This is a genomic window from Streptomyces sp. NRRL B-24085, assembly GCF_001282115.1.
Lineage (GTDB): Bacteria > Actinomycetota > Actinomycetes > Streptomycetales > Streptomycetaceae > Streptomyces.
Genome location: NZ_LJBR01000141.1, coordinates 1 through 12,351, shown reverse-complemented (window position 1 = coordinate 12,351; position 12,351 = coordinate 1). Strand labels below are relative to the sequence as shown.

The window sequence follows — 12,351 nt, the reverse complement described above, 5'->3', positions numbered from 1 at the left end:
CCTTCCCGGTGGGCGGCGGCGCGGGGATCGGGGGTCATCCGGCGCGGCCGCCCACCGCTCGTTCTTACATCGATGTAAATCTCGGGCAGCAGTCGAGTGCGTCTCTGCGTGAAGTGCGGTGCACGGGAGGCTAGGGCGTGGACTCGTAGGCCGCGGTGCGCAGTTGGGCGGCGCGCAGCCGAGCCGTGTCCACCTTGTGCGAGCGGTCGAAGCGGTAGACGCCGTTGCGCTCCTGGAAGACGTCGGTGAGCTGCGTGTAGCAGTAGCCGAACATGCCGGGATCGTCGAGCAGTACGCCGGTCAGGCCGCGGAACCGCGCCACGAACTCCTCCTCGGTGCGCGGCCGTTCGCCGTACCCCCAGGAGCTCGCCGCGTCGTCACCGGCCGCGGCGGCGGCTTCCGGGTCCCACCAGATCCCGCCGAACTCGCTGCAGAAGTAGGGCTGTCCGCGGTAGGGAACGGACCAGGCGCGGCCCTCGGGGCCCGTGTTGACGTACGGCCGGTCCTCGGCGAGCCCGGCCATGATCTTGGCGAACGCCGCCGGGTCCTGCTCGTAGCAGTGCGAGTCGTAGACGTCCGTCTCCGGTACCCGGTGCGCGTAGCCGGAGGCATCGACGACCGGACGGGTCGGGTCGGCCTGCTTGGTGGCGAGGAACATGCCGCGGGTGACGTCGTCCAGCACGGTGATGCGGTCGTGCAGGTTCTGGTACGTCTCGTTCAGCGGGCACCAGCCGACGATCGAGGGGTGCGAGTGGTCCCGCTCCAGCGCCTCCAGCCACTGGGTGACGTACGAGGCGTCGGGCCGCTGGTTGTCGTCGCGTACGCCGACCTCGCAGCCCCAGTCCCCGAACTCCCCCCACACCAGATAGCCGAGCCGGTCGGCGTGGTAGAGGAAGCGCTCCTCGAAGACCTTCTGGTGCAGGCGGGCCCCGTTGAACCCGGCCGCCATCCCCAGCTCGATGTCCCGCAGCAGCGCGGCGTCGCTCGGCGCGGTCATCAGGCCGTCGGGGTAGTAGCCCTGGTCCAGCACCAGCCGCTGGAAGACCCGTTCGCCGTTGAGGAGCAGCTCCTTGCCGCGCACCGACACCGAACGCAGCCCGGCGTAGGACCGGACACTGTCGACCACCGACCCGTCCGGACCGAGGACTTCCAGGGCGAGGTCGTACAGATGGGGGTCGGCCGGCGACCAGGTGCGCCGCCGCTCCTCGGGCACGGCGAGCACCAGCCGGGGGCACAGGTCGAGATCGGCGCGTCCCTCGGCGGTCGTGACGGTGCCCTCGGCGTCGCCCAACGTGGCGCGCACCCGGTGCCCGGCGACGTTCGCGGACAGCGGCACCTCGACCAGGAAGGAGCCGGTGGCCAGTTCGGGAGTGATACGGGGGCGGCGCAGGGCTACGGCGCGGGGGACCGGCTCCAGCCACACGGTCTGCCAGATGCCGGTGGTCCGGGTGTAGTGGCAGTGGGTGTTGGCGTACCAGGTCGCCTGCTTGCCGCGGGCCTGCACGGTGTGGCGGCTGTCCCGGGCGCGTACGACGACGGTGAGTTCCTCGCCGGCGGCGACGACGTCGCCGAGGTCGGCGGTGAAGGGGGTGAAGCCGCCGCGGTGGCGGACGACTTCCTGGCCGTTGGCCCACACGGTGGTGTCGTGGTCGACGGCACCGAAGTGCAGCAGCACGCGGGCGTCGGCCCACTCGGCGGGCACGGTCACGGTACGCCGGTACCAGACCGCCTCCAGGAAGTCCGTCTCGCCGACGCCGGACAGCTCCGACTCGGGGCAGAACGGGACGAGGATGCGGTCGGCCAGATCGCGGTCGGTCAGGCCGCGTTCCAGACCGGTGTCGGACCGGTCGATCTCGAACTGCCACTCGCCGTTGAGATTCAGCCAGGCGTCCCGCACGAACTGGGGCCTGGGGTACTCGGGGCGGGGTGGCTCGTCCGGGAGGTACGGGTCGGGCATGGTGCTCCTCGTAGCGAGAGTGCAGGTCGGTGCGTTGCGCGGGAAGACGCGAGTGGATGCGGGCACATGGCATCATGCCGATTACATCGATGTAAAGACCTCGGTCGCAGATTCTGCTGCGGGGGCCGAGTGGCCGGAAAGGGCTCTCTGTGATCGGTATGATCGCCGGAGTTCGGAAGGAAGGTCAGCGTGGCGGCCAGACCGAGGATCAAGGACGTGGCGGAGTACGCCGGCGTCTCACCCAAGACCGTCTCCAACGTGATCAACAACTACGAGCACGTCTCGGAACGGACTCGCACGGTCGTCCAGGAGGCGATCGACGCCCTGGGCTACCGCGTGAACATCGCCGGCCGACAGTTGCGCCAGGGTCGCACCGGCATGATCACCCTCGCGGTGCCCGAACTCGACGTCGCGTACTTCTCCGAACTGGCCCGGCACGTCATGGAGGTGGCCGGACGCCAGGGCCGGACCGTGCTGATCGACCACACCGGCGGAGAGCGCGAGCGCGAACTGGCCGCGCTGCACGGTTTCGACACCCAGTTCTGCGACGGGGTGATCCTCAGCCCGCTGTCCCTGCTGCCCCGCGACCTCGCCACCCGCGACCGCCGGCTCCCCCTGGTGCTCCTCGGCGAGCACCCCGCCGAAGGACACACCGACCACGTCGGCATAGACAACGTACGAGCCGCGCGCGAAGCCACCGAACACCTGCTGGCCCGGGGACGCCGGCGCATCGCGGTGATCGGCGGCACCCTGCGCGGCCGGCAGGGCACCGACCGGCTGCGCACCGACGGCTACCGCGAGGCCCTGGCCGCGGCGGGCCTGCCCTTCGAGGCCGGCCTCGTGGTGCCGGTGGGGGCCTACCACTGGCAGGACGGCGCCGAGGCGGCGGCCCGCCTGGCGCGGGACGCGTCCCCACCGGACGCGCTGCTGTGCCTGAACGACAACCTGGCACTCGGCGCCCTGCGCGCCCTGCACGAGGCCGGTGTGCGGGTTCCCGGTGACCTCGACGTGGTCGGTTTCGACGACATCCAGGCCTCCCGGTTCAGCGTCCCCAGCCTGAGCACCGTCGCGCCCGACAAACGGGAGATCGCCCGCGTGGCGGTCACCCGGCTGCTGGAGCGCGTGGACGCCCCGGACCTCACTGCCCCCTACCGGGACGAGATCGTCGGCCACCGGATCGTGGTCCGGGAGAGCAGCGGGGGCTGACGGAGGCGCGCACCGGCCGACTCGCCCGGGCGCGTCCTTGCGTCATGCCCGGCAGGACGAGGAGGGGGGCGACGCGAACGCCGCGTCGCGGTCGGGGCGTTCGGCTTCACGGGCGGACGAAGGAACAACGTGCCCTTCTGGCGATGGCCGGGCAACCGTCTCGGCATCGACACCTACGGCTTCGGCCTGCTCCTCGCGGCGGAGGCCAGCGGCGGTCTGCTCGGTGCGGGCATCGCCTCCCACCTCGGCCGGCGACTCGGTACCGGCACCGCGCTGACCTGCACGGCTGCCGTCGAGGGGCTTGCCGTCCTGGGCCTGGCCGCTGCCTCGAACCCGTACCTGGCGGGGCTGGCACTCGCCGTCTGCGGGGCCGGGATGGGCGCCACGATGGTGCTCGGGCCCTCGCTCCGGCAGGCGATCGTCCCGGCCCACCTCATGGGACGGGTCGCCTCCACCTCGCGCATGCTGGCCATGTGCGCCGCCCCCGTCGGAGCGTTCCTCGGCGGCTGGCTGGCCACTGCCCATGACATCCGTACCCCGCTCTGCGCAGCGGCTGTCCTCCTCCTGGCGATGACGGCCGTCACGGCCTCCATGACCAGCAACCGCCGGGTCGAGACGGCACTGCGGGCCGCTGCCCCGGCGGACGGTCCGGATCAGCAGGGATCCAGGGATCCCGCCACGGTGAGCGCACCTGACGTGGTGTGACGCCTGTGGCGAAGGGGTGGGTTGTTGTCCGAGGTGTTCTTCGGCAGCCTGCGTCGCGGAGCCGACCTTGGCTCGATGCAGGGGCTCAACGGGTCGGTAGCCACGCGTCGATGGCGGCTGTGAGGTCTTCCCGGCTGCGGAAGACGTGCCCGTCCATGCCGGCCGCTTGTGCCGCGCGGACGTTCTCCTCGCGGTCGTCGACGAAGAGGAAGTCGGCGGGTGCCGCCCGCAGAGTGACGACGCAGTTCTGGAAGGCCGCCGGGTCGGGCTTCGCGGCACCGATCCTTGCGGAGAGGGCGAGATGGTCGAGGTCGTGCAGCCAGGGCTGGGCGGCGAGGAAGGCGTCCGCGTGGTCCGCGGGGATGTTGGACAGCAGGGCTACCCGGGCCCGCTCCCGCAGGCCCCGTACGTAGGTGACCATGCGGTCGTCGACGCGGGACCAGCTCTCGATGTCGGTGAGCCGCAGCTCTTCGATGGTGTCGGCGTCGGCGGGGCGGGACAGCGCGTGCAGGACATCGGTCCAGTAGGCGTACGCGGTGTGCCGGCCGGCGTCGTAGGGCGGGCGGTGGGTCCAGTAGGCCGTGGTGAAGGCGTCGGCGGAGGTGCCGCAGCGGGCGGCCATCTTCTCCAGGGCGCCCGGGCGTTGGTGGCGGGCTATGACGCCGAACAGGTCGAAGAGCAGGATGCGGCGGCGGTCGGTGGTCATGGGGTTCGTTCCCTCGGGGTGTCGGGGTGTTCGGGGCAGGGCCGGTGGGGCAGGGCGCGGGCGAGCGAGTCCAGTGCGGCCAGGCGGTCGGGGCCCGCCGGGGTGAGAACGACGCTGGTCGCGCCGGCCGCATGGCGGGCGTCGATCGCCGCACGGGCCTGGGCGGGGGTGCCGGAGACGCAGCGGACGTACCGGCCGTTCTCGGGGCCGGGCTCGCCGGCGATTAGCAGACGGAGCGCTCTCGCATACTCCTTGATCAGGGTCAGAGGGCTCTCGGGCCAGGACCCGACCTGGCGCATCCAGCCGGGCATGCCGTGGCCGATCCCCGCCATGAGCCGGCCCGGGTGGAGCTGGGCGAGGGTGGCCAGCTCCATCGCGGCGAAGGCCGCGTTGCGGGCACCGGCGGGCATGATCCCGATCCCGACGGTGAGGTTCGTGGTGGCGGCCAGGACGGTCGCGGCCTGGGCGACACCGCCGCGCCGGCCGAGGTCCTCCACCACCCAGATCTCGTCGAACCCCAGCTCCTCGGCACGCCGGACGTAGGGCAGCACCTCACCGACGGGGAGATCGAGCGGCAGCATGACACCGACACGGCCGCGGGCCGGTGACGCGGGGGACTCGGACATGCGGGGCTCCTTCAGTCGGCTGAGGGCGTGGTCCCCGGCCCTGGTGACGGTGGGGGGGAGGCCTGTGCGGAACGGTTGTCAGGGACCGTGCCGCACAGGCAGTCAGTGGTCACTGGGCGCCAGTTCGCTCGCGCGGGTGCTGTCCGATCCGGTGCGCAGGATCCCGCCGGCGACAGCCGTGGTCACGCACAGGAAGGTCAGCAGGACGAAGGCGTGGTTGAGGGCGACGAGGTGGGTCAACCAGCCGATGACGGCGGGGCCGGCGAGCATGCCGACGTAGCCGAGTCCGGCGACGCGGGAGACGTTGGCGCCGGCGGCTTCGGGGTCGGCGTGCCCGGCCGCGCTGAACAGCTGCGGGACACAGCCGGACAGGCCCAGGCCGAACAGGGCCCAGCCCGTGAACGCCGCCCACAGCCAGGGTCCGAGGGCCACCAGCGTGATGCCGACGGCGGCCATGGCTGCGCCGTAGCGCAGGATCGCCACGGATCCGAACCGGGCGGCGAGGCGGTCGGCGAGCAGTCGGCCGGTGGTCATGGCCGCGGCGAAGGTGCCGTAGGCGAAGGCGGCCGTGCTGGCGGACGCGCCGAGGACGTCCTTGAGGTGCAAGGCGCTCCAGTCGTTGGCGGCGCCCTCGCAGAGCATGACCATCAGTGCCAGGACGGCGATGAGCCAGACGCGCCCGCCGGCACTGCGGCGCTTGTCGCCCGACGATGCCTCGGTGTGCTTCTCCTGCTGTTCCTGCTCCTGCTCTTGTTCCCCGGAGCCGCTGGCGGCTGGCGTGGGGGCGGCCGGCAGCAGGGCACGTGCCGACGCCAGGGCGACCACTACGCCCACGGCCCCCAGAGCGGCCAGGCCGGCGGCTGTACCCAGGCCGGCGCTCGCTGCACCGGCTCCGACGAGCGCCGCGAGAACACCGCCGACGGAGAACGTCGCGTGGAAGCCGGACATGACGGGTCGGCCGTACGCCTTCTCCACATGCACCGCGTGGACGTTCATGCTCACGTCCAGGCTGCCGTTGCAGAAGCCGAAGATCAGCAGGGCCCCGGCCAGGGTCCATGGATCCTGGGCGAGACCGGGCAGTGCCAGGGCCGCGCCGCACAGTGCTCCGCTGGCGGGCACGACGACGCGCACGCCGAGGCTGTCGGTCAGCCGTCCGGCGACCTGCATTCCGGTGAAGGCCCCGACGCCCAGGAGGACCAGCAGGCCGCCCAGCGTCGCATGGCTGATGTCCACGCGCTCCTCGATGGCGGGGATGTGCACCACCCACGCGCCCATGAGGGTGCCGCACAGGACGAAGTAGACGTAGGTGGCCACGCGGGCGGCTCGAAGCGAACGTTCCATGCCGCCCACGGTAACGAACAACTTTCATGTTCGAAAGTGGCGGCTACGAACAAGTTGTTTGTTCATTGTCTGATGGTGTTCAATCGCGGCATGAGCAACGCAGACCGGCACGGGCTGATCACGAAGACCGTCAGGGACTCCGGTGGCGCCACGGTCCAGGAGCTCGCGGGGCTGACGGGGGCCTCCGAGATGACGATCCGACGTGACCTCGACATCCTGGCCGCGCAGGGCGTGCTCGAGCGCGTCCGTGGCGGGGCACGCTCGTTGCTCCTGCGAGGTGAGGAACCCCCCTTCGCGCTGCGCGCCCACGAAGCGGTCGACGCCAAGGTCCGGATCGCGGCGGAGATCTCCGGACTCATCGGCGATGGCGAGAGCGTCCTGCTGGACAGCGGCACCACCTGCCTGGAGGTCGCCCGCCTCCTGCGCGAGCGGCCCGTCACCGTGATGGCCTTGTCCCTGCAGGCCATCCACCTGCTGGGCGAGACACCGGGCCCGGCCACGCTGGTGGTGCCCGGCGGGCAGCCGCGCGCCGCGGAGGGAGCCCTCACTGGTCCCCTCACCCTGGCATCCCTGGCGGCTCTGCGCTTTGACACCGCCGTCATCGGCTGCTGCGGGCTGGACGCGGCCGACGGCCTGACCGCCTACGACCTCGACGACGCCGCGGTGAAGAAGGCGGCCATCGCCTCCGCCCGCCGCGTGATCGTCGCGGCCGACGGCAGCAAGTTCGGCCACACCGCCTACGCCTACGTCGGTCCCTGCACCCTTGCGCACACCCTCGTCACGGACACCACTGCACCGGCCGCCGAGGTCACGGCACTTGAAAGCCTCGGCACCGTCGTGCGGAGTGTCTGAGAACGTATCGAGGCTCTGAGAACGTACGGAGGGCCTGACAAGGCGGTCGCGGCTCACGCAGGCAGGTCGGCCGTCACGCGGACCAATGACTTGGCGGGGCACGCTGCCACCGGCGGAGCGGTCAGCAGGTCGGTACGCCTACGCGCAGATCACCCGTGTGGGCGGACGAGGAGCAGCGCGATGTCGTCGTTGCGGGGGGCGGATCGTTCGGCGTGGTCGAGGAGGGCGTCGGCCAGCATTTCCAGGTTCTGCGCCGGTGCGGTGCTCAGCCGGTGGGCGAGTGCGGTGGTGGCGTCGTCGATGTCGGTGCCGGGGGTCTCGACGAGGCCGTCGGTGTAGAGGGCGAGGACGGCGCCGGGGGAGAGGGCGACGTCGGTGGTGGGGTAGTCGGTGTCGGGGTCGATGCCCAGCAGGAGCCCGGGTGGCAGGTGCAGAGTGGCGGTGTGGCCGTCGAGATGGCGCAGCAGGGCTGGGGGGTGGCCGGCGGTGGCCAGGTGGGCGCGGTGATGCGGCAGGTCGAGGTGGGCGATGAGACAACTGGCGAACAGCCCGGTGTCGAGGTCGGTCAGCAGGCGGTTGGTGCGGGCGAGTACGTCACCCGGTGAGGAGCCTGCGGTGGCGTGGGCGCGTACGGCGGTGCGGACCTGACCCATGAGGGCGGCGGCGCTGGTGTCGTGTCCCTGGACATCGCCGATGGCCACGACGACGGTGCCGTTCTGGCCGGGGATGAGGTCGTAGAAGTCGCCGCCGATGTCGATGCCGTGGCCGGCGGGCCGGTAGCGTGCGGCCGTTTCCAGGCCGGGGACGTGCGCCAGGGTGCGGGGCAGCAGGCCGGTCTGGAGACTGTGGGCGAGGGCGTGTTTGGCGTCGTAGAGGCGGGCCCGGTCGAGGGCCTGGGCGATCAGTCCGGCCAGTGAGGTGAGCAGGGCTCGTTCGGTGGGCGGGAAGATGCGGGGCAGGTCGTAGGCGAGGACGAGGGAGCCGACCGGGCGGCCGGAGACGATCAGGGGGAGGAACGCCCAGGAGGCCATCCCGTCCTGGTGCACGGCTGGTGGATAGGCCTTCTTCAGGTCGGCGAAGGTGGGGAAGAAGGCGGGCGTTCCGGTGGTGATGGCGCGCACGGCGGGCGTGTCGGAGCTCATGGGGGCGGCGTCGAACCGGGCCATCAGATCGGCGCCGTAGTTGCGGTATCCGGTGACGCACAGGCGTCCTGCTTCGACGGTCAGCAGGGCCAGGGCTTTGGGGCCGAAGGCGGGCACGATCTGGTCGGCGGCCAGTTCGACCACGTCGTGCACACTGACGGCCTCGGCCAGGGCGGTGGCCAGGTGCGTGAGGTGGTACAGCGCCGTCGCGCCGATGGGCTCGGCCGGCTGTGGCAGGTGGGGTGCGGTGTGGGTCTGGAGTGTGTCGGCGGGGGTGATGTGGACGCTGATGCCACTGTCGTCCGGGTACAGCTGGAAGAGCAGCCAGGTGTCGGGCGGGCGCCTGGCAGTGAAGGAGGTGGGCTGGCGGCTGACCACCGCCGCCCGGTAGCGGTCTTCGAACATCGGATCGCGCAGCCAGGGCAGCACCTCCCAGGGACGGTGGCCCAGCAGGGACCCGGGCGGGGCACCCACCAGGTCTGCGCCGGCGGCGTTGATGAAGGTGAGCCGGCCTTCCAGGTCCAGGGCACAGCAGCCCACGGGCAGGCGCGCGGTGAAGGCCAGGGCTGCGGCGCCTTGCGCGGGATCGGTCTCCTGGTGGTGCTGGGCAGGGAGCAGACGGGGTTCTTCCGGCGCTTGCACCGCCTGGCCGCTGTCGGCGGCCCGGTGCAGGACCGCTGCGGCACGGCGGCAGCAGGCTGTGAGTGTCTCCTGGTCGGCCGTGCTGAGATCGGAGGGGTGCCAGATGGGCCACAGCAGCACGATGCCGCCCCACACAGTGCCATCACTGGTGATCGGGGCGGCGGCGAGCTTGAAGTCGTACGGGAGGACGAGGCCGACCCTCGGGTAGCGGCGGGCGATGTCCTCCTGGCTGCCCAGCCAGAGCGGACGCCGCTCCCGCACGGCGTCCGCCACCGGAATCGTGGCCTCCAACGGGATGCGTGCCCATGGAGCGGCGATCTGCCCGGACACCCCGCCCACCAGGGCCAGTCGTAGGACCCGCTCCGTCGGCGGCAACAGGTAGAGCAGCCCCACCGAGGCCCCGGTGTCCCGCATCACGTCGGCGAGAACGGCATCCGGCAACGGCATGCCCGGACCGGCGCCGTCACTTGGTGTGTCCGGCCGCTGCATGGCCCTACCGCTCACTCCGGCCGGACTGTTCCATGCGACGGCTGCGACCAGAGCGGGTACGGGCCGCCTCGGTGCTGATGCCCAGCCCGGCACCGACCTCGATCCAGCTCGCCTCGGTCTGCCGGTCCGCGACAACGGCCGCCCGCACCAGTTCACCGGCCAGATCAGGGATACGGGCCACCGTTGCGTAAGGCCATTCCGTAGAAGGCCGCCGCAGGGGAGACTTGCCTGTGCCTTGGGTGCGGTCCTTGACGTGCATCAGCAGAGCTGTGCCGGCCGCGGCCGTTGCATTGCGCCTGGACGCAGCCTCGCGCCACCGACTCCGGGCATGCCATGCGCACTGCCGGTGCGTCGGCCGAGAGTGACGGAGCCCGAGCAACATTGGGCTCGGAAGCCCAGCTCCGCACCAGCCATACCGCAGATCACTCATAACAGGACAATACGCCCAGCAGGTGTGACGCCGTCCTGCTATGGCGTTGTCTGTCGGGGTGCGTCCATCAGTGTTCGATCCCCGCCTGTCTTCACCGATCACATGATCACTGGCGGATCGGGCTGACGCGGGTGCGGTTCCGGTAGGTCTTTCGCGGCCAGCCGGTATAGGGGCCGATCTTGGTCAGGCATCGTCCGGGCTACGCGGATGATCCACGCTCACGCCTGGCCTCGCAGGCTCTTACGGCTGCTGCCAGGTGTTCCTGGAGGTGCTCGGGCAGGGGGGTGCCGGTGGCGGCCCGGGTGACGGCTTCGGCCACGGTGTGCAGTGCGGTGTTGGTGTGCTGGGAGACGGTCACCAGGATCTGCCAGGCCTCTTGCGGTGGGCAGCCGTAGCCGGCCGCCAGCACACCGCGGGCCATGTCGATCACGGGTCGGTTTTCCATCGCCCGCTTGAGCTGCTCACGTTCCTTCTGCAGCTCGGCAACGGTGTCGAAGAGCTGCTGGGACTCCTCGCTTCCGTCTGCCCCCTGCGTGGAGGTGGTGGGCGAGGGGTTCTCTCGTGGGGAGGGTCGCATGACCGACGCCTGCCCTTGCTTCCACGGGGGCACACGCCTGTATCCGCACAGTTCCCTCGACCGCATTTGACAGGGCATCGGCCGCCGTCGCTCACTACGGGGCGAGGGAGTGTGCGGTATGCCGTTGGTGTGACTGTGCCTGGCCGCTGACTGCGCAAGTCGGAGACCGGGTGTCACAGTGGTCGTGGGGCCGGTACTCAGGGCCCTGCCTGCGGCAGCCTGGAAACACCCGACCGAACTGGGGGCGGCGATGATCGCACGAGTAGCTGTATGGGAACCGATGCCGACCGACGATCGTGACTGGGTGCTGGACGCCGCGCGGCGTCCAGGGCGCCTATCACCTCCTGGATCCCGCCACCGGCAACGGGCTGAGCATCGCCTTCTTCGAGGACGAGGCCGCCGCACAGGCCGCACGCAAGGCGATCGAAAAGCGGGCGGAGGAGATTGGGTGGAACAACGTGCCGCACCCGGCGCCCGCGTCCACGACCATGTACGACGTCATCCGTCACGTGTAACCCAGCAGAAGTACCGAGGACACCGTTGACCAGCACCCGTTTGCCGTCGATGGGGCCGTCGGCGAAGACGGTGCGGTGCGCGGTGATGCCGGGGATGCCCAGGCTCGCGCCGAGGTCGTCGGACAGGTGGTCGGACAGGTTGTCGGGCAGGGGGACGGCGAGGTCGCCAGGGACGACCGTGTTCTGGGCGGCCCCATAGGCGGTGACGCCATAGCTCGCTTGGAGGACGCCGTCGAGGCTGGCGAACTGGACCATGATGCCCACGACGCCTTCCTCACCGACCCGCACGCCCTCGCCGCCTTGACCGACTGGTCGGCTTGAATTCCCCCTGTGTTGCGCGCAGTTGCTTCGCGCTCGCCGAGTACTGCGGGGCCCGTCGCTTCTTGCTCTTCACTGCTGCCGGCGGCGGAGGTAGTAAGCGACGGTGACCGCGCCCAGCAGCGGTCCCCAGGCCAGCAGAGGCGCGTACGCCACGGTCATGATCACGCCCGCCACCCCGTGGGGGGAGTCCTGGATCTCCTGTTGGGTCATGTCAGGGTCGATCCACTCGTGGACGCCCATGACGCTGAACAGGGTGACCGCGAGTGCGCCCAGGGCGGCCGGGACGACTGCTGCCATGACCGGGATCGTCCTGCCGCCGAGGAAGGGGATCCACCGTGGCACGACTTCTCCCCATGGCTGTACGAGCCCGAGCGTCAGCAGTGCCAGGCCCTCCGCGACGGCACTGAGCACGATGACATACAGGGTGATCCAGCCGGGACCGTCGTACAGCTCGGCCATCTCCCCGTGGAAACCCACTGGGATGCCCGCTCCGAGAGCCAGCCGCCAGAGCCCGGAAGGCAGGGCGGTGAGCGGCACGGCGTGGGCTGCCCATACGGCCCAGCGGGGCACGGTGGCCTTGAAGTCCCCGGGGAGTGGGGTACGTGGTGAAACGCTTGTCGTCACGGGACGGCCTTTCCTGTCTGCGCTGCGGAGTTCACCGGAGCCGGTGTGTGGACACCAGCTTCGGGACCGGGCGCCGAGAGCTGCCATGTGCCGTTCGGGCTGTTCCCACTGTTGACGTGCGTCCCCATGTGCCGTTCGGCAGGGGGCAGTTGGCGGGGAGGGGTCCGTAGAGTGGGGACATGCGCAGGAGAGCTGGGCGCTCGCGCGCGGGGCGGGAG

11 protein-coding genes and 1 pseudogene are annotated in these 12,351 nt (G+C 70.9%); 3 read left to right on the top strand and 9 right to left on the bottom strand.

Going from position 1 to position 12,351, the window contains the following annotated elements; genetic code table 11:
* Positions 1 to 130: 130 nt before the first annotated feature.
* Positions 131 to 1,957, bottom strand: a complete 1,827-nt coding sequence (locus AOJ26_RS17330; protein ID WP_053849207.1) for a glycoside hydrolase family 2 protein — start codon at positions 1,955 to 1,957, stop codon at positions 131 to 133.
* Between the two features lie 189 nt (positions 1,958 to 2,146).
* On the opposite strand from AOJ26_RS17330, the gene AOJ26_RS17325 reads away from it, so the two are divergent.
* Together AOJ26_RS17325 and AOJ26_RS17320 are read left to right on the top strand one after the other, a co-directional pair.
* A complete protein-coding gene (locus tag AOJ26_RS17325) occupies positions 2,147 to 3,163 on the top strand; it encodes a LacI family DNA-binding transcriptional regulator (RefSeq protein ID WP_053849206.1) in 1,017 nt (338 codons plus the stop codon).
* A gap of 81 nt (positions 3,164 to 3,244) precedes the next feature.
* Positions 3,245 to 3,868, top strand: a pseudogene (locus AOJ26_RS17320) (MFS transporter); the annotation flags it as partial.
* A gap of 85 nt (positions 3,869 to 3,953) precedes the next feature.
* Here AOJ26_RS17320 and AOJ26_RS17315 read toward each other — a convergent pair.
* From AOJ26_RS17315 to AOJ26_RS17305, 3 genes are all read right to left on the bottom strand, one after another.
* The gene (locus AOJ26_RS17315) at positions 3,954 to 4,574 is read right to left on the bottom strand and encodes an HAD family hydrolase (protein WP_053849205.1); all 621 of its coding nucleotides are present in this window, start codon (positions 4,572 to 4,574) and stop codon (positions 3,954 to 3,956) included.
* Complete coding sequence (locus AOJ26_RS17310) at positions 4,571 to 5,200, bottom strand: LLM class flavin-dependent oxidoreductase (RefSeq protein WP_053849204.1); 630 nt, start codon at positions 5,198 to 5,200, stop codon at positions 4,571 to 4,573. Before AOJ26_RS17310 ends, AOJ26_RS17315 begins: the two co-directional genes overlap by 4 nt.
* Before the next feature lie 102 nt (positions 5,201 to 5,302).
* The gene (locus AOJ26_RS17305) at positions 5,303 to 6,541 is read right to left on the bottom strand and encodes an MFS transporter (RefSeq protein ID WP_053849203.1); all 1,239 of its coding nucleotides are present in this window, start codon (positions 6,539 to 6,541) and stop codon (positions 5,303 to 5,305) included.
* Positions 6,542 to 6,631: 90 nt separating this feature from the next.
* Here AOJ26_RS17305 and AOJ26_RS17300 point away from each other — a divergent pair, with 90 nt between their 5' ends.
* Positions 6,632 to 7,393, top strand: coding sequence for a DeoR/GlpR family DNA-binding transcription regulator (locus tag AOJ26_RS17300; RefSeq protein WP_053849224.1), 762 nt, complete (start codon positions 6,632 to 6,634; stop codon positions 7,391 to 7,393).
* 149 nt (positions 7,394 to 7,542) lie between these two features.
* Here AOJ26_RS17300 and AOJ26_RS17295 read toward each other — a convergent pair whose 3' ends face one another.
* The 5 genes from AOJ26_RS17295 to AOJ26_RS17275 all read right to left on the bottom strand — a co-directional run bounded on the left by AOJ26_RS17295 (position 7,543) and on the right by AOJ26_RS17275 (position 12,133).
* Entirely contained in the window at positions 7,543 to 9,624 is a 2,082-nt protein-coding gene (locus AOJ26_RS17295; protein WP_234358580.1) for a SpoIIE family protein phosphatase, read from the bottom strand.
* A gap of 46 nt (positions 9,625 to 9,670) precedes the next feature.
* Complete coding sequence (locus AOJ26_RS43485; RefSeq protein ID WP_159044304.1) at positions 9,671 to 9,847, bottom strand: hypothetical protein; 177 nt, start codon at positions 9,845 to 9,847, stop codon at positions 9,671 to 9,673.
* 448 nt (positions 9,848 to 10,295) lie between these two features.
* Entirely contained in the window at positions 10,296 to 10,673 is a 378-nt protein-coding gene (locus AOJ26_RS17290; RefSeq protein WP_053849201.1) for an ANTAR domain-containing protein, read from the bottom strand.
* A gap of 197 nt (positions 10,674 to 10,870) precedes the next feature.
* Positions 10,871 to 11,452 carry a hypothetical protein gene (locus AOJ26_RS45215; RefSeq protein ID WP_420713244.1) on the bottom strand — a complete coding sequence of 194 codons (582 nt, stop codon included), beginning with the start codon at positions 11,450 to 11,452 and terminating at the stop codon, positions 10,871 to 10,873.
* Between the two features lie 126 nt (positions 11,453 to 11,578).
* Positions 11,579 to 12,133 (bottom strand): hypothetical protein, encoded by a 555-nt coding sequence (locus tag AOJ26_RS17275; protein WP_078959931.1) that lies wholly within the window; start codon positions 12,131 to 12,133, stop codon positions 11,579 to 11,581.
* Positions 12,134 to 12,351: the final 218 nt, after the last annotated feature.